Source organism: Vibrio sp. R78045 (assembly GCF_042466085.1).
GTDB classification, from domain to species: Bacteria; Pseudomonadota; Gammaproteobacteria; order Enterobacterales; family Vibrionaceae; genus Vibrio; species Vibrio cyclitrophicus.
Genome location: NZ_JAXHBS010000018.1, coordinates 382,022 through 408,755, shown reverse-complemented (window position 1 = coordinate 408,755; position 26,734 = coordinate 382,022). Strand labels below are relative to the sequence as shown.

Here is a 26,734-nt window from a genome sequence, read left to right as displayed (position 1 = left end):
GCAGTCAAAACTATGAAATTCAGTGAATCTTGGCTACGCGAGTGGGTTAAACCTGCAATTAACAGCGAAGAGCTAGCTCACCAAATCACTATGGCTGGTTTGGAAGTTGACGATGTAGAACCTGTTGCTGGTGAATTCACCGGCGTTAAAGTAGGTAAAGTGGTTGAGTGCGGTCAGCACCCAGACGCAGACAAACTACAAGTTACAAAAATTGATATCGGCGAAGAAGAGCTGCTAGATATCGTTTGTGGTGCATCTAACTGTCGTCTTGGCCTAACGGTAGCAGTAGCAACAGTTGGCGCAGTACTTCCTGGTGACTTCAAAATCAAGAAAGCAAAACTACGTGGCGTTCCATCGAACGGCATGCTTTGTTCTTTCTCTGAGCTAGGTATCGACGTAGAGTCAGACGGCATCCTTGAGCTGCCTGAAGGCACAACGCTAGGTATGGACGTACGTGAGCTTCTAGAGCTTAACGACGTAACTATCGACGTAGACCTAACAGCAAACCGCGCAGACTGCTTCAGCATCCGTGGCCTTGCTCGTGAAGTTGGCGTACTAAACCGCGCAGACGTTACAGAGCCAACAGTTGAAACTGTTGTAACAAGCATTGAAGACACAGTATCTGTTGAAATCAAAGCAGCTGATGCTTGTCCACGTTACCTTGGCCGTGTGGTTAAGAACGTAAACGTGAAAGCGGACACTCCAATCTGGATGCAAGAAAAACTGCGCCGTTGTGGTATCCGTTCAATCGACCCAGTTGTAGACATCACAAACTACGTGATGCTAGAGCAAGGCCAACCAATGCACGCATTTGATCTCGCTAAGATCGAAGGCGGTATCGTGGTTCGTCTAGCAGAGCAGGGCGAAAAGCTAACACTTCTAGATGGCAACGAAGCTGAACTAAACAGCAACACGCTTGTTATCGCTGACCACAACAAAGCACTAGCAATCGCTGGTATCTTTGGCGGTCAAGATTCAGGTGTGACTACTGAAACAACAGACGTACTTCTTGAAGCGGCATTCTTCGCACCGGATCACATCCGTGGTCGCGCACGTGCTTACGGCCTTCACACAGATTCTTCTCTACGTTTCGAACGTGGTGTTGATTCAACACTTCAAGCAGCAGCAATGGAGCGTGCAACACAGCTTCTAGTTGAAATCTGTGGTGGTGAAGTTGCGCCAGTAAACGGTAGCGAATCTGAAGCTGATCTTCCTAAAGCAAACGTAGTTGCTCTACGTCGCGCTAAGCTAGACAGCCTATTAGGTCACGAAATCCCATCTACAGACGTAGTGGAAATTCTTACTCGCCTAGGTTGTAACGTTGAAACGACTGATGCTGGTTGGACGGCAACGTCTCCATCTTGGCGTTTTGATATCGCAATCGAGCAAGACCTAATTGAAGAAGTAGGTCGTATCTACGGTTACGATAACATTCCAAACCAAGCGCCTAAAGCGGCACTTAAAATGAATGACCACAAAGAAGCTAACCAACCGCTTAAGCGCGTTCGTGACCTTCTTGTAGACCGTGGCTACCACGAAGCAATCACATACAGCTTCGTAGAACCAGAACAGCAAAAACTTGTTGTACCTGGTGTTGAGCCGCTAATCCTGCCATTCCCAATCTCTGCGGACATGTCAGCAATGCGTCTTGGCCTAATCCAAGGTCTTCTAAACACAGTTGTTCACAACCAGAAGCGTCAACAGTCTCGCGTTCGTCTATTCGAATCAGGCCTACGTTTCATCCCTGAAGCTACTGCTGAAAACGGCATGCGCCAAGAAATGATGCTTGCGGGCGTTATCTCTGGTACTCGTGGCGAAGAGCACTGGGACATTGCAACTAACACTGTAGATTTCTTCGATCTTAAAGGTGACCTAGAAGCCGTTCTTGAGCTTTCTGCAAACGAAATCGCATACAGCTTCAAAGCAGCTAAGCACCCAGCACTTCACCCAGGTCAAACTGCGGCTATCGTAGTAGACGGCAAAGAAGTGGGTATCATTGGTACTGTTCACCCAGAACTAGAGCGTAAGTTTGGTCTTAACGGCCGCACTATCGTATTCGAAATCGAATGGGCAGCTATCAACACTCGTGTGCTTCCAGAAGCAGTAGCCGTATCTAAGTTCCCTGCAAACCGTCGTGATATCGCAGTAGTTGTTGACGAAGCAGTCGCTTCTGGCGACATCGTAGAAGCGTGTATCGCAGCTGGTGGCGAATTCCTAACAGGCGCTAAACTGTTCGACGTATACGTTGGTCAAGGCGTTGAAGAAGGTAAGAAGAGCCTAGCTATCGCACTTAGCCTACAGTCTGTAGAGCGCACACTTGAAGATGCAGACATCGCTGGTTCAGTAGATGCTATCGTAGCTTCAATCTCAGAGAAATTCGGCGCAGCACTTCGCGACTAATCTTTTCTGATAGATAGAAAAATCAAAGGCCTCGCAATTGCGAGGCCTTTTTTGAAAGTAATATGTCAACCGAAAATAAATTTGCCCAATCAAAGCTGTGGTGGGCTATTTCAACCTTTTTGATATTAATTTGTTTAGGTCTTTAACTAAATTAGCATATTTTTCTCTGCTATCCCTACTTAGACAATTCTTTTCTTTATCGTATTTTATTATAGATATAATATAAGAGTTGTACCCTACCAATTTATTATTTATTTGATTTTTACAAAATTCAGAAATGAAATTTTCAGAGCCTTTCTTATATTTGGGAATAGGGTTTTCCTTTTTAAAACACTTATTGAATGCAATTACATCATCAGTTTTATTATTTAATTCATGAATAAGCTTACTTATTATTTTTGTCTTAAGGTTAGATATTCTAATTTCACCTTTAATATCAGGGAAGTTACTTCCTGTAATTGTGTATCCATTTAAAGAAATTGTGTGAACAGACTTCTTTGTCTTTTTCTTGTTTATTTTAAATCCATCTAATTTAACTAAGTAAGATATTTCGTCAAAAAAACGTTTTGAGTGAACAAATGGGTTTTTATAAGTTGTTTCTTTTTTCTTGTTTTTATCTATTAATGGAAAGATAGATGGCGGAATAATCTGGCCTCTTGAAGAAAATAGCATATCATCTGCATAACGAGTATAAGTTATGGAATTCTCATCACAGAGTTTTTCTATTAGTAAGTCTGTTTTACGAAAAATTATATTAGAAATAGATGGAGATAAAGGAAATCCCATAGGAAGGATAAGTTCTCCTTTGAAAGTGTTATTTTTACTCTTATTATCAATTTTATACATAATTAGATTGAAAATAGCTTCAGAATGGGTTTGTTCACAATTTTCTGATATTTTCTTATCTGAAAAGTATTCGAGAAAATTTTCACTTACAATATTACTTCGAATTGAGTGGAAGAAGCTCTTTAGATCTAATCTTAGGAAGAAATAATTATGTCTATGAGGCTCGATAAAGTCATAATAAGACTTACCTTCTAAATAAGCTGTCGCAGATTGGTTTACAGGGATTTTTGAAATATACTGGCTAAATATAACTTTTGAAAGATGAGAGTGAGTTTTATTTATCGCTGTGTTAGTTGAATAGGCGAATTTTTTCCCTATTTTAAACTCTCTAACATGCGAGGAGGTTAAAGGGATAACACCTTTATCCTCCTCGTAATTTGGATACTCTTTTAACAAGTCTAAAATGACAGGAGATAAAGAATACTTTTTCATAACAATCTCTTCTTACGATACAAAGAACGTCTTTTCACGTTTACGTGCCTTAAAAGTACCACTAGTGATACGGATGCACAGAACAAGCACATATTAGGCTAGGGAGCTCCAGGCTCCATCTCGCAAGCGAGATCCATTATTCTATCGAAGATGAAATCTCTTCTATTGTACTATATAACTCAGGGAATGTACCCTTAAATTTTTGCACTAATTCATCTTCATTCTTAGCGCTCTTTCTTAGTTCATTAATAGAGAAATCTAGAAAACTAGAAACCCAACCGCCAGTTTTTGAACTTCCATAAGGTAGTTTATCAACAAGCCTATCTTTAACAATTGAAACCAAATCCCGAATGGTCTGGTGGATTAATTTAGTATAGTTATTATTATCTCTACTACAGAGCGTGTCAGATTTTCCTTCAAAAGCAATTCTTAAAACGATCACTCTATCGTTTAGAGAAACATTACATTTCTGAAATTCTTTTAGAATTTCTTTTAGATATAAACGCTTAACTAATTCAACGAACTTCAAGTTTTCTACCGATATGTCACTCTCACATGGATAATCTTTAAATATCGCGTTAAAGCATCTAACTACATCAAAACCATTGGGGTATCTTTTCCTGTGAATTCCTATAACAATATCTGGGTCACCTTTTGGGCCAACTTTTACATGTTTGTAGAATTCAAAAGATAGCCATCTTATAAATAACCTTATGCTGTTATTGTTTATTAAATAACCTTCAATCGTATTTGGCGCGATTTTTGTTCTTTCTGAGGTAGTAATTACCCTGTTTATTTTACTAATAATTGAATCTATGTTTACTTTCTTAAAAGACGTACTGTGTTCGTTTAGTTCGTTAGGAACTTTACTTATCTTTAATATGTTAGACAATTTTTTATGATCGTCATATTTTTTCGACCCCCAGAAACTCTTTTTATATTCACTTGTTATTAAAGGAATGTTCACTTCTTTTGATAAAAAGCTAATTGCTCCGTTGTCAGGGTTTACGTCGATCATCTTATCTGCATCATAAAGAACAAGGTAAGGTATGAGTACGTTGGAGTTAGAAGGTTTTGTTGCTTTCAACATCACTTCATTAGTCTTATATATGTCGATTTTGCTTAAAAAAGGAAAAATTCGTTTTAAGCTAAGATTACCAAAAAGTTCTAGCTCAGTTTCACCTTCAACGAATAAAATAAAGTTACTAAAGAACAATCGAGCTTCAGTATCACCAAATACATTAATAAAACGGTCATCATCAAAGTATGATTTCATAATTGAACATGACGTCATCGAATTTTTACAAGATGTGAAGTGGAACACTTTATGTTCATTAGTTTTGTTAAATTGCTTTATTATTATTTTTAGTATGCTTGGGGAGTGAGTGCTGAAAATAATTGTTGGGTATGGAGTTTTATACTTACCTCTTTCCCATTGAGGGGAGACACTTTTTAAGTTTCGATATAGCTGATGTAAATTATCGATTAGCTCTTCATTCCTCATAGGATGTAAACCTATTTCTGGCTCATCTACAAATATAGTAGGAGTGATGAATTCTCGTCTTGTAAGCGTTATAATTAAGCTGAAAAATATTTCTAGAAATTTATGTGAATTAGTACCATCGGATTGAGTATCTAAATCTAGTCCATTAATATTAAATGTATGACCTTCAAGTCCGACTTTTATATAATTTAGTAAATGGTCTTGGTAATCATATGCTGTAGCCTTTGTGATAGAGCCAATAGTGTTTACGTAGTCTTTATATGAATTACTTTTTTTAGAAATATTTGAGTCAATAAAATCGACAACCTCTTCTCGGGGTAGACTTTTTGTGTTTAAAAACTTTAGCTTTGTAACTATGTTCCATAGATATTTCCAATTGTATAAATCCAGTCTTCGTGTATCAATTGAAAAGAAAGGATAAATTCTATAAATAATCTCCCTAATGCTTTTGTCTGAATCAGACCAAGATATCGAATTATTTTTGTGAACTTTTAGACTTAAAGAAAATGAATTTTTCTTCTTTCCTTTTTTATATAAGTATTCCCATTGATCTAATTCACTCTTAAACATTGTTTTATATATGTGACGTTGATAGGAACTTCTATCTCTGTTAGTTCTAATAATGTCTTCTAATCTACTAGTGTCAAATGTGATAGTGATTTCACCGTGATTTGAATAATTATCAAATAAACTCAAGTTTTTTGGAGACTCATCATTTAAAGACTTATAATAAAAATCTATTATTTTTAATAGGTTAGACTTTCCAACATTATTCTTTCCAATAACACAGTTGATATCTGATAAATCGTTCATTGAAAAGTTACTGAAAGATAGCAGATTCTTTACCTTTATGGATTTTATACCCATCACTATGACCTACTGAATATCAAAATAAAATAGTTTTCTCTAATACCTTTTAAAGTACAGTTTTTTTGTTTTTTTGCAATATTTTTTCTTTAGTTTCAGTAGTTTATTTGGTTTGATTCTAAACATGAGGTGTTGCTACTTTTTAGAGTTGTTATCTGAATTTATACCTCTATTTATTAGGCTTGTAACGGGATCCAAGCTATCACTATTGAGGTTTACTTGACCCGACTACAACTTCACACTTTATAGTGCCTATATTGATTGAGAGGGGCGCTTTCTGTGATCCCTCTAAAGTAAGTAGAGAGACACTATGAAACGTTTAACTCTAAACATCACATTCTTGGTATTCATGGCACTTGGTAGCATGAATGCCATGGCTCACGATTCAACGGTTAAGGACGGTATCGCGATATCTCACGATGGTGGGCAAATTGCGTATGGCAACAGTGGGAGTGGGGAGACGGCGTTGATCTTCATTCACGGCTGGAGTTTAGACAGCAGGCTATGGCAAAACCAAGTGAGTGAGGGCTTTTAACGTGCAGTACAGCTCCTGAAACAATTTGGGCAGATGCTCGTGAGAATATGCTGCAAATCCCCTCCTAACCTCCCCTTGGTTTACATCTCCAATCTCTTGTTGGTAATGGGAAAGGGGAGGAACTGAATACCGATCGTTATACATGCTGGGATACATTCAGCGACAAAGAATGTTCTCCCCCTCGGACGTTAATCTAAAGAGATCGGTGAACTTCATTTGAGGGGGAGCTAGAGGGGGAGATTTTTGATGCTAGAACCGTTCAACACAACGTTGATGAAAGCGGTTAAGTCAGTGAAGTAGGACGGTTGTAAGCTTTGATTGAAAAACGAAGGCCTCGCGATTGCGGGGCTTTTTGTTAGTTGGAGATTTTGTTAGCTACATTCATTTCAATTTGCGACTGATGATCGCATCGTTCACTCGTTTATGGTCCTTAAACGACGGCCTCATAGTTATATAAATGCTCTATCAACCACTCCTAGATACGTAATTAGCACCACTGTTATTAGTAAGGGCTGACCGAATCTAGTGGTGCTTTCTGCTGATAATCACTTTAACTATGTGTTTAGGACGTCCTGCTATGGCTAAGAAAATAATATTCATTCATGGTCGCGCTCAAAAGCCCGATAAAGATTCCCTTCAATCACTCTGGTACGAGGCTATAGAACATGGCTTGCAGCGAGATTGTGGAGACTCAAGTTCATTACAAGCTTTTAAAGATGTCGATAAACGGTTTGTCTATTACGGTGAACTATCAAACACATTGTTAGAGAAACCAACGGAAGATCCTGCAAGTCGACAGCAAGCGCTGTCTGAACTCAAAAAATACAAGACAAGCCAGTTCAATAAAACAACGTATAACAAGGTATCCAAAATTGGTTTTCTAAAAGAGGCGTTAGCAGATACTTTTTCATCGCTATTTGGAAAGCTGGGTGTGGCTGAGACACTCATAACGAAGGTCGCGCCGGACATGGCGCATTATTGGTATGAAGATACCTATTTTGGCAGCGATGTCAGGCATAGGCTAATGGTTGTACTGAAGGAAGCGCTTGATAATCAAGATGATGTGATGATTGTATCGCACAGCCTTGGATCGATGATCAGTTATGACGTGTTATGGAAATTGTCTCATTACGGAGAGTATAGACACGACTATGGTGCGGACAAGAAGGTAAACTTATTGCTGACGCTCGGGTCACCGTTAGGCGATGAAAACGTAAAAGATAGGCTAAAAGGGAGCCGCTTGAAAGATGAGAAGAAGTACCCTTTAAACATTCAGCAATGGATAAACATATCGGCAGAAGATGATTTTATCTCTCATGACAGCAAAATCAAAAATGACTTTAAAGATATGCTCAAACTGGATCTGATACCCGGTGGAATGAAAGATATCCACCCAGTCTATAACCTCAATATCCGCAACGGAAAAAGCAATCCGCACGCTTCCATCGGTTATCTCATTAATCCTAAATTCATTAAAGTATTGGATGAATGGCTCTCTAGTTAATTTGGTTTTACCATCGTAAATTGCTAGCTACTCGTTCGTTGGAACTTAGATAAAACAAGGCTTCGCGTGTGCGAGGCCTTTTTAGACTCGTTCAACACAACACTATTCAAAGTGATCAAGAATTTTTGTATTCGCAATAGTTAAGCTTTTTTGAAAGCGACTCTAGGCTAAGTTTTGCCAATGTGTCTTTAAACGGCGAATTATGTAAAGCAGTAGTGAGGATGTCGTGCTCCTCTGCTGAAAGCAAACTCGCGTGCCTGAATAGAACGTAATCTAATGCTATGTGCAGGTACAATGTTGAGAAGTCAGCGTGAAGCAAATCATGATTGTTATTCAACTGCCTGATAATCGCTTTAACGCTTCTTTGAATTCCTTCCTTTCCTCTAATCGTTAGCACGTTTTGCTCAGCTTCGAAGCGGCTCAGTGCTGCGCAGCGAAATGCCACTTCCATCAGCGTTTTGCTCACTCCCAATAACGACATGCGTTGAGTGTCGCTAGCCTTGGTCGCTGTTAGTTTTTCTGTTGGGTATGCTTGCATGAGGAACTCACAGATCGTTAAACTCTCGGTCAGTGCAACCCCATCACTGGTTTCTAGAACCGGAATGGTACTAAATGGATTAACTGCGACCAATGTGCAGGGTGTTTGCCACGGGTCGACCCATTCAAGAACCATTGGAGCATCACACAAATAGGCCGTTGCCAGTACTGCTCTGGAGAATGGAGATGTGTCGTTTAAATACAGTTTCATGAGCGATTCCTTTGCTAAGAATTTATTTGAGCAGTGTTTAAAGTCTGTTGTTTGGTTGATGTAAACGTAATGCAGAGTACCGACAAAATGAGTGCACTCGCGCTGATCATAAATAAGAGGTTATAACTGGTGAGTTGCGGGGCGTAATGAGCCATAACAAAGCCGACTATTCCTTGCGATATCGCAAAAGCCATTGTCATTGCTCCCCAAGATTTCGTATGGAGCTGAGTCCCGACGATTTCTAAGGTGTAGGTTGATACCAGTGTTACGGTGCCAGGCGTAAACATACCGACCAACAAAGATGAAGCAAAAAGTGCTGCTTCACTGGTGCTTAATAGTGGAAGAGCAACCCCAGCAGCTTTACAAATAAACGCCGCTAATAGTGCTTTTTTAAGTCCAAATTTATCCCCTAATATACCAGTTACTATTGGCCCAATCGCTGCTCCTATTCCAAACACAGCCCAATAAAAACCACCGCTCGCAAAACTCATTTTTAGCTCTCGAACAATATAGTCGACCCAAAAAAGAGTATGAGGTAAATAACCAATGGCGCTAAAGGTGTAGGCTAAAAGTACGCAGCTAATACTAATGCGCTTATTCTTAGATAAGGCATCAAACGTCGATGGGCTTTTATCACAATGGTTTGGTTTAGCTTCAAGAGCCCATGTTTTCCACGTCAGGACAGTTGCGAGAAAAGCGATCGCTCCCATACCTAACCATGCACTTTCAACACTTTGGTAGATAAGCAAAGGTATGATTGTTCCTGAAATCATGGCGCCGAGGCCAATGCCTGAAAATACGACGCCACTGATTCTTGCTTTCATCTCTTGAGGGTGAAGGCTGGTGATCACGGGTGGTGCGAGTACCATGAGTACGGCACCTGATATACCCGCAATGGTTCTAAGCGTTAAAAACCATTCAAAGGGCGCAGATTTTAAGGCACAACCAAGATAGCTAAAGCTACTTAACAACAAAGAGGCACGTATGAGTGTGCCTGTTGAATAATATCTTTGTAAAAAGCTCGATGCAGGAGCTCCGAATATATAGCCAATCAGTGTTGCTGCGCCGAGTATGGAGGCATCTTCGCTTGAGAACCACCCACTTTGAATGAGCACAGGCATTAATGCTATGTAGGCAAAGCGACCAATCCCGTTCCCAACTAATGTTGCTGCGAGCCCAGCGAAGGTGTTGCGGTTTAAGAGTTTTACGTGCTGCATATCTCGTACTGTTGGTTTGCATATGTAACATTACGCTAACATTTAAACTTGAACTATCTAAGCTGAGTTTTTGCTCTAATGTTTAAGGTTTGATGACAACTTACATTTTTTGTAAGTGTCAGATTGGTCATTTACATCTCTAATCTCTAGCTAGTATAGGTAAAAGCTAATGGGAGAGGGGGAGTAACTGAATATCGATCGTTACAACTATAGCCATATGTTCAATAGCAAAGAATGATCTCTCCCTCGAACGTTAATCTAAAGAGAGCGTTTAAGTTCATTTGAGAGGCTTTGATGCTAGATCCGTTCAATATAACGTTGATGAAAGCGTTTAAGTTGTAATCGTTGATAGATAAAACAAGGCCTCGCGATTGCGAGGCCTTTTTGTGGTCCGACTGAAACTCAATATTAATCGAGCCTAGCGAAAGCTCGGGATAATCGCTGGAATCCCCGGTAGAAGGCCAACCAACGCCATCACACCACTTAGCACAATGAACATAGTGCCAGGCAACACCCAACGGCTCATTTTACTAAGCTCACTACTACGTTCTTTACAACCGACTAAGCCTAAGTTATCCAACAGCATGGTGAGAGCCCAACCAAATGCAGGGTTAACCAGTGCTGAAGAGAACACGACAATCGCGGCCGATTGGGTGGTTTTCCCTTCACGCGTCATTTCCATTCCAGCTTCTAGCAATGGCACAAATACCCCAACAATGAGCGCGACACAAAGCACAGGTTGCCAGATAGCTAAATCCATTGGGTAACCCCAAACAGCGGCGATGATACAGAACAGAGCTGTGAGCAAAGCGCCAGCAGGAATAGGGCGTTTAGCAATCGCCGCCGGTACGATGTAAGTACCCCATGAAGACGTAAAGTTAGTGCCGCCAAGTAGAGAGCCGAACGTTTGACGAATTGAAGCCGTGGTCATGGTGTCGTCGATGTTCATGTGTACTTTTTCGGTACGTTCTGGGTAGCTGATCTTTTGAAATACTTGATGGCCTAAGAAATCTGGTGACCACATCGCTACGGCTAGAATCGCAAACGGCAATACCACCATGAAATGTTCAATCGTTGGTAGGCCTAGCATCCAACCTGTGTTTTCTCCCCACCAATACATAGGGTTCATGTTGGGTAAACCTGGCTCGGTTTGAAAAGAGAACGGCGCGCCCATGGCAAATGCTAACGTACCACCCAGTAAGCAGCTAAGAGGGACGGCTAACCAGCGCTTACGGAAATGTTCCAATAGCGCGTACAAAATGATGGTGCAGAAGATCACGACAAAAGCAATATGACTCATGCCGATCCCTTCAGCCCAAGCGAACAGCTTTTTAACTTGGGAAGCGGTTCCAACAAAGCCAAGGTAGAGTAATAAGCCGCCACACACGCCTTTACTGGTGAGGTTGGCCAGCATACTGCCACCTTTACTGATGGCCAAGAGTAAGCCAAAAGCACCTATCAGCAAGCCAAAGGCCATTGGGTGTCCGCCAGCTGCAACAACAATCGGAATTAAAGGAATGAGTGGACCATGCGTACCAGCAAGGTTAGCCGTTGGTAGTAAGAAGCCAGAGAAAAGGATGATGAAAACTGAGGCGATGAGTAGTTCATAACGAACGTTTTCTAAAATAAAGCCTTCATTTAGCCCTAAAGCTCCGGCAAAGGTGGCTGCAATCGCTCCCACCATAACAACCTTACCAATCGTGGCGGCCATCGCTGGGATAGTATCTTCTATCTCGAATCGATAATCTTTAAACGGTAAATTTGGACGCCAACGCTTAGGCGACATGATTTGTAATTCATGTTCTAAATATTGTTCGCGGGAATCAAATTCTGATCTTGGTTTGTGTTGTTGTTCATAAGTGAGTTCATCCTCATTGGCTTGAGGCTTATCTGCTTGTATATGTACGGACTCTAAAGTACTGCTCATGTTGATTCCTTTCGTTCACACTCTAAGGCGTGTTATTCCAACAAACGTTATTGACTCACGCAGAAGCGTAAACAATGTGTCAACTTATTATTAAAAATTCATTAACATTTAGTTGTTAGTACCTTATACCAAACCAAAAAAAACAAATAGTCTCAGTTAGTTAGACATTAGTCGTAGAGTTTGATGGCAAATATGGGAGACGGTAAAGAGGGTGAGTTCGCTTGTTTATAGGCCATTAATTACAGGAACAATAAAGTCACTTTCAACAACGAACGGCCGAGTGGACCTGTTCTGCAATTGAGCCTAAAAATCAAAACCCAAAAATAATTTAGAAAAGTGTGCATCCTTTCGCGAGCTCAAACGTGTTAGAGGTAAATCGTTTAGAGGGTGCCACTATGTTGGACGTTTTTACTTACTTTGCCGACTGGCTGACGTATTCCATTTTTAACTTGGAAGCCAGTACTTCAATGGCAACAGGCGTTCATTTCTTTATTGAAGACACCAGTAAGATCTTAGTCTTATTGGTCGTGTTGATTTACGTTATCTCCGCACTGAGAGCCAGTTTGAGTGTGGACAAAGTTCGCCAATATCTACAAGGCAAGCGCCGCGGTGTGGGCTACTTCCTTGGTTCGCTATTTGGTGCGATTACACCGTTTTGCTCGTGCAGTTCTATTCCTCTGTTCATGGGCTTTGTCTCTGCACGTATTCCCATTGGTGTGACCATCGCATTTCTGATTACATCGCCTCTGATCAATGAGGTGGTGATCATCATGCTTGGCAGTGTCCTTGGGCTGAAATTCACCATCATGTACGTTGTGATTGGTATGTCGCTTGGCATTTTTGCAGGCTTTGTCTTAGATGCTTTTAAAGCCCACCGTTGGTTACAACCTTTCCTTGCCGAAGCGTATCAAAAAGCCAATGAGTTAGATGAACAGCCTCAAACGGCGATTGAATCAACCCCAATGACGTTTAAACAGCGCCATGAATTTGCTGTGAACGAGACCAGTACCATCTTCAAACGCATTTGGATTTGGGTCTTTGTTGGTGTGGGTATTGGTGCGTTTATTCATGGTTTTGTTCCGGCGGATTGGTTCGAGCAAAACCTCGCACACGGCCAGTGGTGGACGGTTCCCCTCGCGACACTTAGTGCGATTCCTATTTACACCAACGCAACGGGCATAGTTCCAATCATGGCGTCTTTGATAGACAAAGGTATGCCACTAGGAACCACGCTGGCGTTTTGTATGGGAGCGGTCGCAGTGAGCTTGCCAGAGTTCATGATGCTCAAACAAGTGATGCAATACCGATTGCTTGGTGTAATCGCGGGTTACTTGTTGGTGGCGATTTCCATCACCGGTTGGTTGTTTAATTTCTTCTATTAATCACAGCAGAGCAAATGCTCACAGGAGTCTGATATGAAAAGCATTCAAGTTTATGGTTCAGGTTGTAAGAACTGCGTCGTTACCGCAGAACGGTTTGCCGAGGTCGCACAAGAGTTAGGGCAGCAAATCAATATTGAAAAAGTCACCAGTTTGGAAGCCATTATGAAAGCTGGCATTATGAGCACACCGGGTATCGCGATTAATGGTGAGTTAAAACACACGGGGTCGGTGCCATCTGTTGATCTGGTTCGCGATTTACTCAAGGAAAATGTTGTAGCGTAAAAGTAAGGAAAGAGCGTCGCGCATGCAGAGTTTTTTTGAATGAGCATGCGCGACGGATTATCGAGGTTCAAGAATGAAATGTTTGATGAATGCGTGGAATCATGCGGAACCTAGCCTTTATGGTTGGCTACTAAAACAGACCCAAAATCCGCACGAAGCGGAAGACATCATGCAAGAAGTGTTTCTGAAGGCCATGGGAAATAGCGAGCGTTTCTGTACATTGCAGGACGGTAAATCATGGCTGTTTAAGATGACCAGAAACCACCTTGTTGATCAGCTGAGACGGAAAATATATTCGGTAGACATCGAAGAATTTGTGATGCCAACGGATATTTCCCCTGCGATGGTTCAGCTTCAACGCTGCCTTCCCCAGGTATTGGTCAAACTCACCGAGCAAGATCGTGATGTGATAGAACAATGTGACCTCAATGGTATGACACAAAAAGACTACGCAGAGAAACACCAGCTCAGCCTACCAGCCGTTAAGGCTCGTTTACGTCGTGCCCGTATAGAACTCAAAACCATTTTGGTGAGTGAATGTAAGGTGACTCAAGACCAAACGGGCGTTTGTTGCTTTAGGTCATTTCAAGCAGAGCCTTAAGTCTTTTCAAGTAGAGCGTTAAGTCCTTTCAAGCTGAACCTTAAATCCTTCTGGAAGTAATGTTTCCGCTTTAAACTAATTTATAGGCCATTACTTTAAGGAGCAATAAACGAAGGTTTAACAAGAAAACGTTCGGCTCTAAAGGCCCTGATAAAATTCATCGACTCAAGATTTCTTGTGTTCTTGGGGTAATTTGATAATGGATATCTGTTCCAGTTTTATTCTGAATATATTGGGCGACAAACAGGGAAAGGCCTTGTCGTTAGCAACCAAATCTCTACCACGTTCTGCGCCTGATAGTGATAGAATCCCCGCATTAGAATTATCGAGAATCTAGGTATTTATAAACAATGTTTATCCATCACGTTAATGGCATCGACTGGCTGGTGATTACAGCTTTTGAAGAACTGAAAACGATGTTTATCGAAGATGCTGGCCCAATCCCGGCTTACTTCTCTACCGCCAGTGAATTGAGCCTGATTGATCAAGCCAAGCGCAGCTATGGATTTTTGCCGACACTCCGCGGTGTAATCACCGATACCGGCACGTATCAAAGTAAAGATCTTGAAGAAGATTTGAACCCACAGCTTGCCTGTATCGTTGAAGGGCGTGGTCGGGTGTTTATCTATCACGGCGACTATGTGGCTTTTGTCGATGACGAGCAAACCTTTATCACTCGCATGGACTGAAAAGATTAACTCATTCGAGGCTAGCGAATCGGAAAATCAACGAGTGAACCAGTCTTGAATAAAAATATTAAAGGATTAGTACGATGGCAAAAACGATCTCATTGGTACTTGGCAGTGGTGGCGCAAGAGGCTTGGTTCACGTTGGCATCATCCGCTGGCTAATTGAGCACGGCTTTCAGATAAAATCCATCTCTGGCTGTTCAATTGGTGCACTTATCGGTGGTGTCTACGCGGCGGGTAAGTTGGATGAATTTGAAGAGTGGGTCACCAGTATCGACCAATCGGATATGGCTATGATGTTGGACTTTTCATGGCAATCAAGTGGTATCTTCAAAGGGGACAAGATCATCGACACACTGCGTAGGCTGATCGGCGAGATTTCAATTGAAGATCTGCCTATCCCTTATACCGCAGTTGCTGCCAACGTCGCTGATGAAAAAGAGGTTTGGTTGCAATCGGGTTCTTTGTTTGATGCTATTCGTGCTTCTATCTCTTTGCCATTGTTCTTCACGCCTCACGTCATCAATGGTGAAGTGCTGATCGATGGAGGAGTGCTCAATCCCGTACCGATTGCGCCTACCTTTAGTGATAAGACAGACTTTACTCTGGCTGTGAACTTAGGTGGTGAACCTGAGATGCTTCAACAGGAAGTGATACCGGTTTCTCTACCAACAAAACAGAGTAACCTACATGAGAAGGTTACTCTTTTTATCGATAATCTAGGTAGCAGTGTAAAAAGTAAAATGAGCTTCAATTTTGCTGCCTACGACATTGCCAACCAAGCGTTTGATGCGATGCAATCGACCATTGCTCGTCAAAAATTGGCCGCTTATCCCGCAGATATTACGCTTGAGATCCCACGTAATGCCTGTGGCACCTTAGAGTTTGATCGCTCACAAGAGATGATAGATAGAGGCTACCATTTGGCACAGGCTAATCTGGGTAACCGACTTTAATGGGCTGGTCGTTAATTTTTATGGTTAGGCAACAGGCTAACTAAGAGGGGGATTTATGCAAACTGAACTCCACGAGCTTATGTCAACAAAAGATGTCATCGTTCTCACAAGCTTAGAAGTGCCAGCCGTATCTTGGCTGATCGATGGCTATCAAGAGAACGCTGATACCCAAATTATCGAGAACGCACACCAATTAGACACCGAAGCGATTGTGTCGCAATGTCGAAGCGGCCTTAGTGACGGTAAAAAGGTCATACTTACCGCGCAGTTTCGCAGCCAGCTACCTATTATCAATATCGCTTCACTGTGTAATGAGAAGCGCAAATTATTGATCAATATTGAGTTGTCCGGTTGGAATGAAGAAAAACGCCTTCCCCATTCTTATAGCAGTTTCTAGTTTGTAGCCGTTTTTAGTTAACTAGCAGTGTCTCTTTAATCAGAGCCGTTCAATACAACACTGATGCAAGTGGTTAAGCCAGTTAAGTAGGGTGTATTTTCGTTTGATAGATAAAACTAAGGCCTCGCATGTGCGAGGCCTTTTTATTTCAGATCTTGCAAAAACCGATCTCTAACAAATTATTGGGAACGAACTAGGTTAGCAAGCCATAACGAGTTTAGGATTACGAATTAAAGTATTCAATAGCTTAGTTTCGTAATAACAGCCGATAAACTTAAGATCAGGACGTTGCTTAATTGCTTCACATACAACGCCAAATCTAAGGTTATTCTTTTAGCTTAATTTGCCGCTTCTATGGTGCCTTTGAAGGTGCTGTTCAAAAAGTCATTGATCTCTTGAGAGTGATAAATCGAAATGATCTTTTTATAGACTTCATTATTTTTGTCTTCTTCTCGCGCCGCAACAACCATCACAGCTAAAGGTGCGTCTTTCTTCTCTAAGTAGATACCTTGTTTCTTAGGATCTAACCCTGCAGACATCACGTAGTTCATAGTAATAGCTGCAGCGTCTACATCGTCAAGAGAGCGGGGCAACTGTGCGGCATCAACTTCGACAAATCGAATATTCTTTGGATTGGAGACAATATCGGTTAGAGATGCATTGAATCCAACGTTTTCTCTCAGTGAAATAAGCCCTGCATCTTCTAATAGTAATAGTCCGCGTCCGCCATTGGTTGGATCGTTTGGAATCGCAATTCTTGCGTTGTCAGGAATAGAGTCAAGTGAAGTGTACTTGTTAGAGTAAACGCCCATACGCATCAAAATTGAACGTCCGATAGAAACCAACTTACTATCATGATTGTCGTTAAAGTTGTCGAGAAATGGCTGATGTTGGTAGCTATTAAGTTGGATACTTCCGTCATCCAGTGCTGCGTTAGGGGTGATGTAGTCTGAGAATTCAACTAATTCGATGTTAATCCCTTGCTTCGCTGCTTCAATAGCGACGGCCTGTACAACTTGTGCGTGTGGACCTACTGTTGCACCAATCTTGATGACTGCCTCGTCTTTTTTTCCACATCCTGTCACACCTAATGTGAATGCCAATGCCAACAGGGATGCGGTGATTTTTTTGTAGCTTTTCATGATAACTCCATTTAATTAACCAAAAGACATATGGGTGCCTAGACGTCTATATTATCTATTAATGCGATTGGGTCAATAGGTTTGTTAAAGGAGAAGTTAAATTGATGTTATTACTAGGTGGGGTATATAACTCCAAAGTATTGGATCTGCTTTCGCAAGCGATTATCTGATTACACTAAATCACAGTGACGAAAACTCGACGAGCTTTATCGTTAAGAGAAAAGATTTCTTTAACCGTTAATGATAGATAAAAATAAGGCCTCACGTTTGCGAGGCCTTGTCGTATGAGGATTGTAGAATTCACTGGATATTAATTAAACGCTTCCACTAATTACATGGTGAAGACTGGCGACATGCCGCTGTCTTGTCCGTTCATTAATAGTAGTCCAATCACAATAAGTAATAGACCGCCAAATAGCTGCAAATAATGACCAGCGACTTTTAATGAGGCACTGCTATTCTTGTTACCTGCGGCTAAGTAGCGTTTCACCAAATGTTTGCCTGTTAGCGTCATCATTGCAATTAGTGAGGTTGTTAATGCCGTACCAACCGCCATTGCCAACGCACTAAGAACACCCATCCAATACAAGCCGACCATGTTAGCGAAAAGCAGAACCATAATAGCTCCAGTACACGGCCTTACCCCTATGGTGACAATGATTCCTGCATATTCACGGAGCGTTGAAGCTTTATTTATCGCGTCTGCATCGGCGACGTGCTGGTGGCCGCATCCGCAGTCGGCATGAGAGTGATCTGTGTGCGAGTGTTCTGCTGATTGTATTGTACGAATGGGGTTCAACATCGCGGAACCATCAGATACTGATGAGCGACGCGCCATTGGTGATTGGGTCGAGATCGGTGAACGAGCGGCTATAAGAGAAGGCATATCTGTTGCGAATGCGGTGATGGTCTTCACTTTCAACTTTGGTTTGCGCACCGTTGAGTAGATGTTTTTCAGAGCTTTCCAGCAGATCAATGTACCCACCACGGCCACTAAGGCAAAGCTCAATGAAACAAATAGGTTGGCTTTGTCGTTCACTACTCGCATTGAAGCATTAAAGCCCCACAACAAAACGCTGACTAATAAGACAGCGACCAGTGCTTGTAACAAAGCGGAGACCACCGTAAGAATCAAGCTGGCTTTTGCTTTGGTTGGGTGAGTGGCTAAGTATGTTGAAACGATGACTTTGCCATGGCCAGGCCCCAAAGAGTGCAGCATTCCATAGATAAAGCTGAATCCAATCAGGTAACAGCCTGCTCCCCAAGGGTTTGACTTGGCTTGGTAGAGTAGGTCTGCAAGTTCTGAATTGACCTCTCTTTGCCATTGGATACTGGTGATAACGAGTGATGGCCACATCGACCATAGTTGATACGCGCCAACAGCAACAAATAATAATGCACCGATACCAATGAGGGCATGGTTGGCTTTGAATTGATTTTTCTTCATATAACAAGAACCTGAATTAGAGATTACTATTTTCGTTAATTTGGCAGGTTTAACTCGTTTGAGTTAAGACGTTTAATAGCTCAAACGAGTCGCTGCGGTTAGGAAGTGGGAAGCGCAGCACAATGAAGCTTGACCGATTGAGTAAACAGTTGGCCGAGCGTGTTATCTGGATCCGCATCGGTTGGCAAAGACATCGCATAGCTCATTTGTTCTGGAGTCGGGTTAGGCTCAACGAGTTCTAACTGACATTGTCTCGCGAGTTCTGGTGATAAGGTCACATCCCCCTTAGATAACCACGACATATCGACAAAGTAGCTAGGGTCAAAGATCAATACACGAAGTGTGTCTCTTGTCACCGGTTTTGGTTTGGCAAGCGGTAGGTCAAAAGTGAGCACCATTTTGGCTTTGTCACGTTCAAATTTGGCATGCTCTGCTACTTGATATTTGATTGGCTCTTCATTGTCATAGAAGTAGGTGAAGTAGTGCTCGTACATCATGTTTTCGATAACGGATGCTGCCAGGTTTTTGAACGTCTCTTCTTCTTTGTCTGGAGATACGTCTTCACCATCTAACATATACATCGACGTCATAGCATCAAACGACCATTCCATCGACAGGCCAGTTATTAGGCCATTCTCACCTTCGATGTGGGTCTTCATTTCAACCCATGAGTGAGGGTGGGCATATAGGTTTGGAGCAAAAGATAGCAATGCAATGCCAAGAGGTAAGCATTTTAGAAAATGAAAACACATCGAAAAGCGGCTTACACAGCCCAAAGAGAGGCGATCGAATACATTGATTAGAGTAGAGAACAGTTTCATGAAGACAGACGGTTATTTGTTGTGATGTTATAATATAACAATTTAAGCATTTATTCACTTTGAAAGAGGATAAGATGCACATTAAAAACAACACCTGTGACAACAATGGTTTATCTCAAAGGTAGAGCCATAGACCTTAGAGCGTTGGCGGGTAACGTCTTTCTCATAAACCTTTCTGTTTCTATGAATCTTTTCGTCTCAATAAACTTTTCTTTTCCAAGCTACCTTGTAGCTCCGTCTACTCTATAGTTTTTGCTGAAAGTGCTATTTCTCTATTCTGTAAATCTAATTTTTCACACTATTGTTATTGGCATATGCCAATAACAAGGAATATACTGAATGCCTGATCACCAATAACAGGGAGTTACCATGTTATACGCAGTACCTTGTCTTAATCTCCATGTCGGCAATCATTTTGCTCGTTCACCACAGATAGCGATTGTGGATGACCAACGACAAATAAAGCAGGTTGTTTCTTTGGTTGAATCCGACTCATCTTGTAATAAAAAGAAGCAATGGATTTCAGTGATCCACTCTTACGGCGTGCAAGCAGTTGTTGTCCGTCACATAGGAAAAAGGATGCTGGCGCACTTGTTTAAAAACGATATTAAAGTGTTAGCCTCGACAGGAAAGGTTGAAATCGAAGCATTAGATTTTGATCACCTACAAGAAGTGACCGATTTAGATTACGGTCGAGAGCCTCGCAATCATGGGTGTGGTAAGAAAGAGCGTAGGAGAGACGGTGCAATTTTCATGTCACGACCCCATAAATTGGGGGCTATTCGAGGGTTCCGTAAATGACATTCCTACTAACATTACTGGGCTTTGTCGGAATCGTGGCGTTGATGGCGATCGGTGTGATTTTTTCACGCCAGCCAATCAAAGGCAGCTGCGGGGGGCTAGCGCAGATCGATATTGAGCGTGAATGCAATTGCAAAGAGGTGTGTGAGGAACATAGCCGTAAGCTGTATCAGATCTCAGAACCCTCAAGTTAGAGAGCTCAAACAAGCCGCCATATAGCTAAGTCAATAGATAAACAGATAAACAGATAAACAGCTAAATCAGATAGTTGGATCGCTCAGTGACGAGTTCGGTATCCAGCAGTGAGAGTGGGATCTAGAGTTAAGGCTAGGGTGTCAGTTAAGAGTTTTGAATGACTAACGCGTGGCCGTTGACGATGCATTTAGCAACCTTGGCTCGTGCACGTTTAATGATGTTACCGAACGTTTGGCGAGACACCTGCATCTGCTCGGCGGCTTCAAGCTGGCTTAGGCCTTCTTGATCAGCCAAGCGTAGCGCTTCCAACTCTTCTAATAGCAGCTCTTCTTGATGAAGCTCGTCCATAGGGACGCCATTAGGCTTAAAACAAGAGTAAGCCGCACGAGTACATAACTGTCGATGTTTTTTTGGTCGAGCCATATCAATCTCTAGAAATCTAAGGGTAAAAGGAATAAGGATAAGTATGAAAGTTTTCATTCCTCACAACCATCGCCGCTGCCAAGTATGCAGCCAAGGCTTCTTTTCAGATAGCCCGATTTGCTTTGAAGTTGCTAGCAATAACGAGAACTTAGCTAAGCATGAAGCCTTAGCCAAGATTGTACCAACAGATAAAGCTGAGGGCTATGATGGCATTATGCAGGGCGGCATTGTTACCGCGTTACACGATGCCACCATGTTGCACTGCTTGTTCCAAAATAATATCACCGCTATGACGGTCAGCTTGACGTCTCGTTTCCATCATCCAATTTTGATTGGCCAAGAGTTAGAGATCCGCGCTCAATGGGTAAAAAGTAAACGCAATATTTACTTTTTAGAGAGTCAGATTACTCAAGGTGGCAAGTTATGTTCATCGGCAAAAAGTCAGTTCATGTCGTCACTTTAATCATCGAACCTAAGTTCTAATGATCTTGTAAACGTAGAAGTAGGGGAAAAAGTCGCAACAACTTCTTCTTTGATGCTCACCGGCTTTGAAATCCGACACAAGAGTTATGTAGATATGCCAAGGTTGTTAGCGGCTTTAGAGGACGGCGAGGTTGAAGCCATCGTCGCTGATGATGTAGTGCTCAAATATATGATTGATCACGGCAGAACCAATGGGCGATTTGAAAATTCGTGAGTCGCGAAAGTGGCGTAAAATATTGGTCGACTATTTTGCGGATCAGTAATCGAAACCTGCTAAGTACTACAAAGCTTTCTAAGTTTTTATTTCTACAGTTCTGAGCCAGAAGCTTTGTTCTTTTTAAAGTATTTAAATGCAGTCCAGACGGCATAAGCCGCAACACCAACAATCAATGCTGAACGAATAAGGATAGGTGCATCATGTTCTAATTGACTAACATGCGGCACAATACTCGCAAACAATCGACTGGTAAAAAACAGCCCCATTACTAACATAACAATTTTATTCATGTGACCTGCCGTTCAATTAGATGCGTTATACAAAACAAAGGATGACTTAATCACACTCTCGCGAGGTTAAAACTTGTTCTGTTCGAAATTAAAGAATGCGCTTCTCAAACCCGCTCGTCAACGCGATATCAGCCAAAAACCAGTAAGCTAAAGTTTCGTTTTTGGAAGTGACTCTTTTCATTAATGAAGAGATAGTTGGGGATTGAGTGTGCGAGAAACCGTTGAACTTATTACGATGAATTTCGAATTTTCCATTTATTATTATGATTTGGGCTTGCAAGGGTTAGAGATTGTCGATCAGCAAGCACTGCAATCTTTTATTGACTCCTACGAATAATAATAGAGCTTGGCACTTACTCAAATGCCAAGCTCTGTTTTCAATGTCTACTATAAACTACTCACATCTATTTATGGTCGACTTACTCTTAGCAATTAGCAATTAGCAATTAGCCGGTAAGTGTCCGCGAACCATTACCGGCGACTAAGTATTAGTCCTTAAGCTTTTGCATACATGAGTGTTCTATAACCACCGATTAAGTTACGTGCTTTAAAGCCGTTGTTGACGAGTTGGCGATAAGCTACGTTACCACGTAACCCTACTTGGCAGTAGATTACAATCTCTTTGTCTATTGGAAGCTCACTCATTCGATGACGCAGTTGGTCGACTGGAATGTTGATTGCTCCCTCAATAAAGCCACCATTTTCTAGTTCGCCAGGGTTACGAACATCGAGTAGGAGTTGGTTGTCGCTTAATGTTTCAATCTCATCGAAATGAATAGGTGTCGCGTCACCTTTAATAATATTGTTGGCAACAAATGCGGCTTGGTTAATCACGTCCTTAGCACTCCCGTAAGGTGGTGCATAGGTTAATTCTAGGTGTTGAAGTTGATCAACGGTCATACCTGCACGTTGAGCTACTGCCATAACATCAATGCGCTTATCAACGCCATCTTTACCGACGGCTTGCGCACCCAGTATTTTCCCTGTCTTAGGATCGAATAACATCTTGAACGAGACAACTTGTGCGCCGGGGTAGTAGCTCGCATGGCTTGCTGTATGGACGTATACTTTTTCGTAACTGATTCCTGATTGTTTTAGTTGCTTCTCATTTTTACCTGTTGAAGCGACTGCAAGGTCAAAAATCTTACAAATTGCGGTCCCCTGAGTGCCTTGATAAGCTTCTTGGCGCCCAAGCATGTTGTCTGCCGCCATTCGACCTTGACGGTTGGCAGGGCCTGCTAATGGGACGAGCGTTTGCTCTCCTGTTACAAAGTCTTTGTCTTCTATTGCATCGCCGACCGAGTAAATTGAAGGATCGCTCGTTTGCATAAATTCGTTAGTGTAAATACCACCAAAAGCGCCTAGTTGAAGGCCTGCTTCTTGCGCCAATTTCGTTTCTGGACGTACACCAATAGCCATGATCAAAATATCGGTTGTGAGAGTTTCACCGTTATTAAGTGTTAATTCTAATTCTCCCTCTAGGTGTTGGTGCTTCTCGCTCTCGCCTGAATCAAAGCTTGCGATGTGTTCGTTAGGTATATATTTCACAGATTCAAGTGCGACGCCGAGTTTTAGGTCGATGCCTTTTTCACGAATCTCCGCATGGGCAAAGCCGGCCATTTCTCGGTCTACTGGTGTCATTACTTGATCGGCCATCTCAATCAATGAAGTTTTGATCCCAAGCTGATGAAACGCTTCCATCATTTCCAAGCCGATAAAGCCACCGCCAACAACTGTCGCGTGCTCAGGCTTATTCATTTGGATTGTCTCGATGATGCGGTCCATGTCTGGAATATTGCGTAGCGAATGGGTGAGGGGGTTATCGATTCCTGAGATGGGAGGAACGACGGCACTGGCTCCTGGGCTGAGTAATAAGAAGTCGTAACTCTCGCTGTAGTGGCTACCATCAACTAGATTTTTGACTGTAACGGTTTTATTGGTGCGATCAATTGAGGTAACTTCGTTCATCACTCGTGCGTCAACGTTGAAGCGAGCTAAGAAGCTTTCAGGTGTTTGTAACAGAAGTTTGCTTCTATCCTCGATATCGCCACCTATGTGGTATGGCAATCCACAGTTGGCAAAAGAGACGAATGGTCCTCGCTCAAACATTATGATTTCGGCTTCTTCACTAAGGCGACGAGCGCGTGCAGCAGCTGAAGCACCGCCAGCTACGCCTCCGATGATTACAATTTTAGTCATACGTTTACCTATTACTGTCTCTAAGTTTAACTATACAAACTGCCGAGCATAGAGCTTGTATCTTCCTAATGATCAGGACTGGCTAATCGCCGGCGATTGAGTAGTTTTCGAAATACCTAGATACTATAAAGGTGTAAATTAGCATTGTCTAATGTTTGCTTTGATTTATTAGCTCTTACTAATGTAAAAGACTGTAAACCCTATAACGGTGATTACTTTGGCGCGCTTTAAATTCGGATTATTTGAAGATGCATTGCCGACTAAGACGACTCTATTCTATTGAAAGACGCCTTAGTCGGTGAGGGGAGAGGTTTAGTTTGAAGCTGTCACCTCGGGTTTGAGCGTTTGGTCTAAGAGCAGTGATTAGACTAAAGCACGCTAATGAAGGTAATACGCGTTAGCTAGTTGAGTACGGGTTAGCCAAATTAACTCGCATGAGCATAATTAACAGGACCATGGGTGTGCTGACTCATTACATTTTTCAGATCTTGCTCATATTGATCCAACCACGCGTAACGTTCACGATACAGTTTTCGTTTTTGGCGCTTGAGAGCCTCAAGATCTTTCCTGGTAGGTTGTAGTGGTAGAGCGTAGAAACATTTGTCGTGTTGTTGTCCGTCGTGTTCTTCCCATAAGCAATTGTACTTCAGGCTGATTGTTTTACCCTTCTTGCCGTATCGTAATGAGTTAGAAACATGCCCAGATTCGTTGACGGCGTAAATGTGGTCAATCTCCAAACTGGTGGCCAATAATCGAAGAGTTTCAACCATGAATGATTTCGGTCTCAAACCATAGAATGCTTTTGTGAACGAGCGGCTAAATCCGTTGTCGTTTGCTCCCCCTTGTATTCCGCCAATGTAGATATCATTATTAAATACGGTGAATGATATGGTGTACATTTTGTTGAAGATTGAGTCGGTTAGGGAAAGGGTCAGTTCACCTTCTTTTCTAGCATTTCTCTCAAAACTTAGGTTTAGAAAATAAGCTTTTTCATCAATTTTCAGCTCTAAAAGATTAAGTCTCTCGTTATATATTTGATGGCGAGCTGTTGAGGTGAACTTATCTTCAAACCAGTCATAATGCTTTGATAGTATGTCAATTTTTTCTTTCTTACTAAAATCGGTACATAAGTAAGGTGTGACAAATTTAGATAGGAAGTTCGGCTGTTTTTTAAATAAAAGCTTTCTCTCGATAGAGCTGAAATTGTCATTCATTTTTCTTGTGTCTGAGTAAAAAAATAACGCTCGAACTGCAAACTTCACTATCGCTTTGTATTTGCCTTTATTTTTATGGACACTAGCGTCAATTCCCATACGAACTACATTCATAATCACCTCAGTAAAGAAGCGTTGCCCGAACACGCTAGCGTTCCGAACTGCTTCTTTTATTCTCATAAACATTAATGCCGATGATGATAATGAAAAGTGAAAGTTGGGTACGTATGGGTATGTATGACAATGTAATCGAGTCTGTTACTTAGTGTTCAAATCGTGCGCGATTACTTGTTATCAATGACCGGGTTTAATTAAGTGAGAACTTTCAAGCTTATGACTGCACTATTACTAGTGGCTTGAGGGAGGGATTATTTAGGATTCAGCCTGGCTAGGTTTTTAAAAAAGAATGCCACTGCAGAGCTGCAGTGGCATTAGAAGGATAACAAACTATAACTCTAACAGTTTGGCCAATTCGCGCTCTTCGAGAAGCTCTTCAATACGTTGACGAGTCTTAGGCGTTTCGGCTTGTGTTTTGGTTGACTTGCCTGCTTTTTTACTGCGGCTAGCTTGAACTTTTACTTTAGTTATAGACATCGTAATCTTCCTTGGATTCTGCTTTGAGTTATTATTTACCCTAAGCGTTACATGACTCTTTTAGTGCTTTACCTGCTTTAAATGCAGGCGTTTTTGATGCTGAAATTTGAATCTCTTCGCCCGTTCGTGGGTTACGACCAGTACGAGCAGCACGAGAATTAACTTTGAAACTACCAAAACCTAGGATGGCAACATCATCACCCTTAGCCAATGTATTAGAAATACCTTCAACAAGTGCGTTTAACGCTGAACCTGCTTGTTCCTTCGAGATATCTGCTGAAGTGGCAATGTGATCAACTAACTGAGATTTGTTCATATTCTATATTCCTTATTGAGTACGAGTGGCGCTTATTTTTAAGGCCGAGCTTGTTCCATCTTAGCAATAAGGACTGAAATAGTGTTAACGTCTGGGTAGGGTTTTGTAAAGTAATCAACAAGATTGAGCGTTAACTCGCCTTTTATTATAACTGAATGTAATTCTTTAGCTATTGGTAATTTAAATACTGGTTATTAAACTGATATGAAAAAGGCGAGCATCTATCTTCTATTGGGTTAAGAGAGTCAATAATAAGTCAGCACTTTGTTTATAAATGAGTAGGGTTATTAGTTAATTGATTAATT

At 41.7% G+C, this 26,734-nt stretch carries 25 protein-coding genes and 2 pseudogenes; 13 read left to right on the top strand and 14 right to left on the bottom strand.

The window, feature by feature from the left end:
- The first annotated feature begins 12 nt into the window (after nt 1-12).
- On the top strand, nt 13-2,400 hold the full coding sequence (gene pheT / locus SJY39_RS23585) for a phenylalanine--tRNA ligase subunit beta (protein WP_016786226.1): 2,388 nt from the start codon (nt 13-15) through the stop codon (nt 2,398-2,400).
- 105 nt (nt 2,401-2,505) lie between these two features.
- Here the strand turns inward: pheT and SJY39_RS23580 are convergent, their stop codons facing one another.
- Together SJY39_RS23580 and SJY39_RS23575 are read right to left on the bottom strand one after the other, a co-directional pair.
- Nucleotides 2,506-3,678 (bottom strand): reverse transcriptase domain-containing protein, encoded by a 1,173-nt coding sequence (locus tag SJY39_RS23580; RefSeq protein ID WP_016786225.1) that lies wholly within the window; start codon nt 3,676-3,678, stop codon nt 2,506-2,508.
- 136 nt (nt 3,679-3,814) lie between these two features.
- Complete coding sequence (locus tag SJY39_RS23575; protein WP_016786224.1) at nt 3,815-6,049, bottom strand: retron Eco8 family effector endonuclease; 2,235 nt, start codon at nt 6,047-6,049, stop codon at nt 3,815-3,817.
- Between the two features lie 310 nt (nt 6,050-6,359).
- Between SJY39_RS23575 and SJY39_RS23570 the strand changes: the two are divergent.
- Both SJY39_RS23570 and SJY39_RS23565 read left to right on the top strand, forming a co-directional pair.
- Nucleotides 6,360-6,575 (top strand): annotated as a pseudogene (locus SJY39_RS23570) (alpha/beta fold hydrolase); the annotation flags it as partial.
- A 586-nt stretch (nt 6,576-7,161) separates the two neighbouring features.
- The gene (locus SJY39_RS23565) at nt 7,162-8,088 is read left to right on the top strand and encodes a hypothetical protein (RefSeq protein WP_016786222.1); all 927 of its coding nucleotides are present in this window, start codon (nt 7,162-7,164) and stop codon (nt 8,086-8,088) included.
- A gap of 115 nt (nt 8,089-8,203) precedes the next feature.
- Here SJY39_RS23565 and SJY39_RS23560 read toward each other — a convergent pair whose 3' ends face one another.
- The 3 genes from SJY39_RS23560 to SJY39_RS23550 form a co-directional block, all read right to left on the bottom strand.
- Nucleotides 8,204-8,836 carry a glutathione S-transferase family protein gene (locus SJY39_RS23560; RefSeq protein ID WP_016786221.1) on the bottom strand — a complete coding sequence of 211 codons (633 nt, stop codon included), beginning with the start codon at nt 8,834-8,836 and terminating at the stop codon, nt 8,204-8,206.
- A gap of 14 nt (nt 8,837-8,850) precedes the next feature.
- On the bottom strand, nt 8,851-10,053 hold the full coding sequence (locus SJY39_RS23555; protein ID WP_016786220.1) for a YbfB/YjiJ family MFS transporter: 1,203 nt from the start codon (nt 10,051-10,053) through the stop codon (nt 8,851-8,853).
- A gap of 418 nt (nt 10,054-10,471) precedes the next feature.
- Nucleotides 10,472-11,980 (bottom strand): DUF3360 domain-containing protein, encoded by a 1,509-nt coding sequence (locus SJY39_RS23550; RefSeq protein ID WP_372275287.1) that lies wholly within the window; start codon nt 11,978-11,980, stop codon nt 10,472-10,474.
- A gap of 395 nt (nt 11,981-12,375) precedes the next feature.
- Between SJY39_RS23550 and SJY39_RS23545 the strand changes: the two genes are divergently transcribed.
- The 6 genes from SJY39_RS23545 (at nt 12,376) to SJY39_RS23520 (ending at nt 16,287) form a co-directional block, all read left to right on the top strand.
- A complete protein-coding gene (locus tag SJY39_RS23545; RefSeq protein WP_016786218.1) occupies nt 12,376-13,362 on the top strand; it encodes a permease in 987 nt (328 codons plus the stop codon).
- A 33-nt stretch (nt 13,363-13,395) separates the two neighbouring features.
- Nucleotides 13,396-13,644 carry a thioredoxin family protein gene (locus SJY39_RS23540; protein WP_010441308.1) on the top strand — a complete coding sequence of 83 codons (249 nt, stop codon included), beginning with the start codon at nt 13,396-13,398 and terminating at the stop codon, nt 13,642-13,644.
- A gap of 85 nt (nt 13,645-13,729) precedes the next feature.
- Nucleotides 13,730-14,245 carry a sigma-70 family RNA polymerase sigma factor gene (locus SJY39_RS23535; protein WP_010441307.1) on the top strand — a complete coding sequence of 172 codons (516 nt, stop codon included), beginning with the start codon at nt 13,730-13,732 and terminating at the stop codon, nt 14,243-14,245.
- A 350-nt stretch (nt 14,246-14,595) separates the two neighbouring features.
- Nucleotides 14,596-14,934 (top strand): hypothetical protein, encoded by a 339-nt coding sequence (locus SJY39_RS23530; protein WP_010441305.1) that lies wholly within the window; start codon nt 14,596-14,598, stop codon nt 14,932-14,934.
- An 83-nt stretch (nt 14,935-15,017) separates the two neighbouring features.
- The gene (locus SJY39_RS23525; protein ID WP_010441304.1) at nt 15,018-15,890 is read left to right on the top strand and encodes a patatin-like phospholipase family protein; all 873 of its coding nucleotides are present in this window, start codon (nt 15,018-15,020) and stop codon (nt 15,888-15,890) included.
- Between the two features lie 55 nt (nt 15,891-15,945).
- A complete protein-coding gene (locus SJY39_RS23520; RefSeq protein ID WP_016767282.1) occupies nt 15,946-16,287 on the top strand; it encodes a hypothetical protein in 342 nt (113 codons plus the stop codon).
- A gap of 338 nt (nt 16,288-16,625) precedes the next feature.
- Here the strand turns inward: SJY39_RS23520 and SJY39_RS23515 are convergent, their stop codons facing one another.
- From SJY39_RS23515 to SJY39_RS23505, 3 genes are all read right to left on the bottom strand, one after another.
- The gene (locus SJY39_RS23515) at nt 16,626-17,429 is read right to left on the bottom strand and encodes a MetQ/NlpA family ABC transporter substrate-binding protein (protein ID WP_010441300.1); all 804 of its coding nucleotides are present in this window, start codon (nt 17,427-17,429) and stop codon (nt 16,626-16,628) included.
- 331 nt (nt 17,430-17,760) lie between these two features.
- Nucleotides 17,761-18,876 carry a nickel/cobalt transporter gene (locus SJY39_RS23510; RefSeq protein WP_016786217.1) on the bottom strand — a complete coding sequence of 372 codons (1,116 nt, stop codon included), beginning with the start codon at nt 18,874-18,876 and terminating at the stop codon, nt 17,761-17,763.
- Nucleotides 18,877-18,974: 98 nt separating this feature from the next.
- Entirely contained in the window at nt 18,975-19,697 is a 723-nt protein-coding gene (locus tag SJY39_RS23505; protein ID WP_016788752.1) for a DUF1007 family protein, read from the bottom strand.
- Nucleotides 19,698-20,066: 369 nt separating this feature from the next.
- On the opposite strand from SJY39_RS23505, the gene SJY39_RS23500 reads away from it, so the two are divergent.
- Together SJY39_RS23500 and nqrM are read left to right on the top strand one after the other, a co-directional pair.
- Complete coding sequence (locus tag SJY39_RS23500; protein ID WP_010441294.1) at nt 20,067-20,498, top strand: NifB/NifX family molybdenum-iron cluster-binding protein; 432 nt, start codon at nt 20,067-20,069, stop codon at nt 20,496-20,498.
- On the top strand, nt 20,495-20,692 hold the full coding sequence (gene nqrM, locus SJY39_RS23495; RefSeq protein ID WP_016767286.1) for a (Na+)-NQR maturation NqrM: 198 nt from the start codon (nt 20,495-20,497) through the stop codon (nt 20,690-20,692). Before SJY39_RS23500 ends, nqrM begins: the two co-directional genes overlap by 4 nt.
- Before the next feature lie 145 nt (nt 20,693-20,837).
- Here the strand turns inward: nqrM and SJY39_RS23490 are convergent, their stop codons facing one another.
- The gene (locus SJY39_RS23490; RefSeq protein WP_010441291.1) at nt 20,838-21,116 is read right to left on the bottom strand and encodes a DUF134 domain-containing protein; all 279 of its coding nucleotides are present in this window, start codon (nt 21,114-21,116) and stop codon (nt 20,838-20,840) included.
- Between the two features lie 43 nt (nt 21,117-21,159).
- Between SJY39_RS23490 and SJY39_RS23485 the strand changes: the two genes are divergently transcribed.
- Entirely contained in the window at nt 21,160-21,579 is a 420-nt protein-coding gene (locus SJY39_RS23485) for a PaaI family thioesterase (protein ID WP_010441290.1), read from the top strand.
- Between the two features lie 18 nt (nt 21,580-21,597).
- Nucleotides 21,598-21,862, top strand: a pseudogene (locus tag SJY39_RS23480) (ABC transporter substrate-binding protein); the annotation flags it as partial.
- A gap of 43 nt (nt 21,863-21,905) precedes the next feature.
- Here SJY39_RS23480 and SJY39_RS23475 read toward each other — a convergent pair.
- The 5 genes from SJY39_RS23475 to SJY39_RS23455 all read right to left on the bottom strand — a co-directional run bounded on the left by SJY39_RS23475 (nt 21,906) and on the right by SJY39_RS23455 (nt 26,429).
- A complete protein-coding gene (locus SJY39_RS23475; protein ID WP_010441287.1) occupies nt 21,906-22,106 on the bottom strand; it encodes a hypothetical protein in 201 nt (66 codons plus the stop codon).
- A gap of 495 nt (nt 22,107-22,601) precedes the next feature.
- Nucleotides 22,602-24,305 carry an FAD-dependent oxidoreductase gene (locus SJY39_RS23470; RefSeq protein WP_016784533.1) on the bottom strand — a complete coding sequence of 568 codons (1,704 nt, stop codon included), beginning with the start codon at nt 24,303-24,305 and terminating at the stop codon, nt 22,602-22,604.
- A gap of 425 nt (nt 24,306-24,730) precedes the next feature.
- Nucleotides 24,731-25,633: a VirK/YbjX family protein gene (locus SJY39_RS23465; protein ID WP_133126687.1), complete on the bottom strand. Its 903-nt coding sequence runs from the start codon at nt 25,631-25,633 to the stop codon at nt 24,731-24,733.
- A gap of 333 nt (nt 25,634-25,966) precedes the next feature.
- Complete coding sequence (locus SJY39_RS23460) at nt 25,967-26,113, bottom strand: hypothetical protein (protein ID WP_016767291.1); 147 nt, start codon at nt 26,111-26,113, stop codon at nt 25,967-25,969.
- A 40-nt stretch (nt 26,114-26,153) separates the two neighbouring features.
- On the bottom strand, nt 26,154-26,429 hold the full coding sequence (locus tag SJY39_RS23455) for an HU family DNA-binding protein (protein WP_010441280.1): 276 nt from the start codon (nt 26,427-26,429) through the stop codon (nt 26,154-26,156).
- Nucleotides 26,430-26,734 lie beyond the last annotated feature (305 nt).

What these genes read in the sequence shown, in the direction of transcription:
- SJY39_RS23460 (WP_016767291.1), bottom strand. Translation starts at nt 26,113, where the DNA reads ATGTCTATAACTAAAGTAAAAGTTCAAGCTAGCCGCAGTAAAAAAGCA.
- nqrM (WP_016767286.1), top strand. Translation starts at nt 20,495, where the DNA reads ATGACATTCCTACTAACATTACTGGGCTTTGTCGGAATCGTGGCGTTG.
- SJY39_RS23550 (WP_372275287.1), bottom strand. Translation starts at nt 11,980, where the DNA reads ATGAGCAGTACTTTAGAGTCCGTACATATACAAGCAGATAAGCCTCAA.
- SJY39_RS23505 (WP_016788752.1), bottom strand. Translation starts at nt 19,697, where the DNA reads ATGAAACTGTTCTCTACTCTAATCAATGTATTCGATCGCCTCTCTTTG.
- SJY39_RS23485 (WP_010441290.1), top strand. Translation starts at nt 21,160, where the DNA reads ATGAAAGTTTTCATTCCTCACAACCATCGCCGCTGCCAAGTATGCAGC.
- SJY39_RS23565 (WP_016786222.1), top strand. Translation starts at nt 7,162, where the DNA reads ATGGCTAAGAAAATAATATTCATTCATGGTCGCGCTCAAAAGCCCGAT.
- SJY39_RS23540 (WP_010441308.1), top strand. Translation starts at nt 13,396, where the DNA reads ATGAAAAGCATTCAAGTTTATGGTTCAGGTTGTAAGAACTGCGTCGTT.
- SJY39_RS23555 (WP_016786220.1), bottom strand. Translation starts at nt 10,053, where the DNA reads ATGCAGCACGTAAAACTCTTAAACCGCAACACCTTCGCTGGGCTCGCA.
- SJY39_RS23500 (WP_010441294.1), top strand. Translation starts at nt 20,067, where the DNA reads ATGTTATACGCAGTACCTTGTCTTAATCTCCATGTCGGCAATCATTTT.
- SJY39_RS23560 (WP_016786221.1), bottom strand. Translation starts at nt 8,836, where the DNA reads ATGAAACTGTATTTAAACGACACATCTCCATTCTCCAGAGCAGTACTG.
- SJY39_RS23510 (WP_016786217.1), bottom strand. Translation starts at nt 18,876, where the DNA reads ATGAAGAAAAATCAATTCAAAGCCAACCATGCCCTCATTGGTATCGGT.
- SJY39_RS23580 (WP_016786225.1), bottom strand. Translation starts at nt 3,678, where the DNA reads ATGAAAAAGTATTCTTTATCTCCTGTCATTTTAGACTTGTTAAAAGAG.
- SJY39_RS23455 (WP_010441280.1), bottom strand. Translation starts at nt 26,429, where the DNA reads ATGAACAAATCTCAGTTAGTTGATCACATTGCCACTTCAGCAGATATC.
- SJY39_RS23490 (WP_010441291.1), bottom strand. Translation starts at nt 21,116, where the DNA reads ATGGCTCGACCAAAAAAACATCGACAGTTATGTACTCGTGCGGCTTAC.
- SJY39_RS23575 (WP_016786224.1), bottom strand. Translation starts at nt 6,049, where the DNA reads ATGGGTATAAAATCCATAAAGGTAAAGAATCTGCTATCTTTCAGTAAC.
- SJY39_RS23530 (WP_010441305.1), top strand. Translation starts at nt 14,596, where the DNA reads ATGTTTATCCATCACGTTAATGGCATCGACTGGCTGGTGATTACAGCT.
- SJY39_RS23545 (WP_016786218.1), top strand. Translation starts at nt 12,376, where the DNA reads ATGTTGGACGTTTTTACTTACTTTGCCGACTGGCTGACGTATTCCATT.
- SJY39_RS23515 (WP_010441300.1), bottom strand. Translation starts at nt 17,429, where the DNA reads ATGAAAAGCTACAAAAAAATCACCGCATCCCTGTTGGCATTGGCATTC.
- SJY39_RS23535 (WP_010441307.1), top strand. Translation starts at nt 13,730, where the DNA reads ATGAATGCGTGGAATCATGCGGAACCTAGCCTTTATGGTTGGCTACTA.
- SJY39_RS23520 (WP_016767282.1), top strand. Translation starts at nt 15,946, where the DNA reads ATGCAAACTGAACTCCACGAGCTTATGTCAACAAAAGATGTCATCGTT.
- SJY39_RS23465 (WP_133126687.1), bottom strand. Translation starts at nt 25,633, where the DNA reads ATGAATGTAGTTCGTATGGGAATTGACGCTAGTGTCCATAAAAATAAA.
- SJY39_RS23475 (WP_010441287.1), bottom strand. Translation starts at nt 22,106, where the DNA reads ATGAATAAAATTGTTATGTTAGTAATGGGGCTGTTTTTTACCAGTCGA.
- SJY39_RS23470 (WP_016784533.1), bottom strand. Translation starts at nt 24,305, where the DNA reads ATGACTAAAATTGTAATCATCGGAGGCGTAGCTGGCGGTGCTTCAGCT.
- pheT (WP_016786226.1), top strand. Translation starts at nt 13, where the DNA reads ATGAAATTCAGTGAATCTTGGCTACGCGAGTGGGTTAAACCTGCAATT.
- SJY39_RS23525 (WP_010441304.1), top strand. Translation starts at nt 15,018, where the DNA reads ATGGCAAAAACGATCTCATTGGTACTTGGCAGTGGTGGCGCAAGAGGC.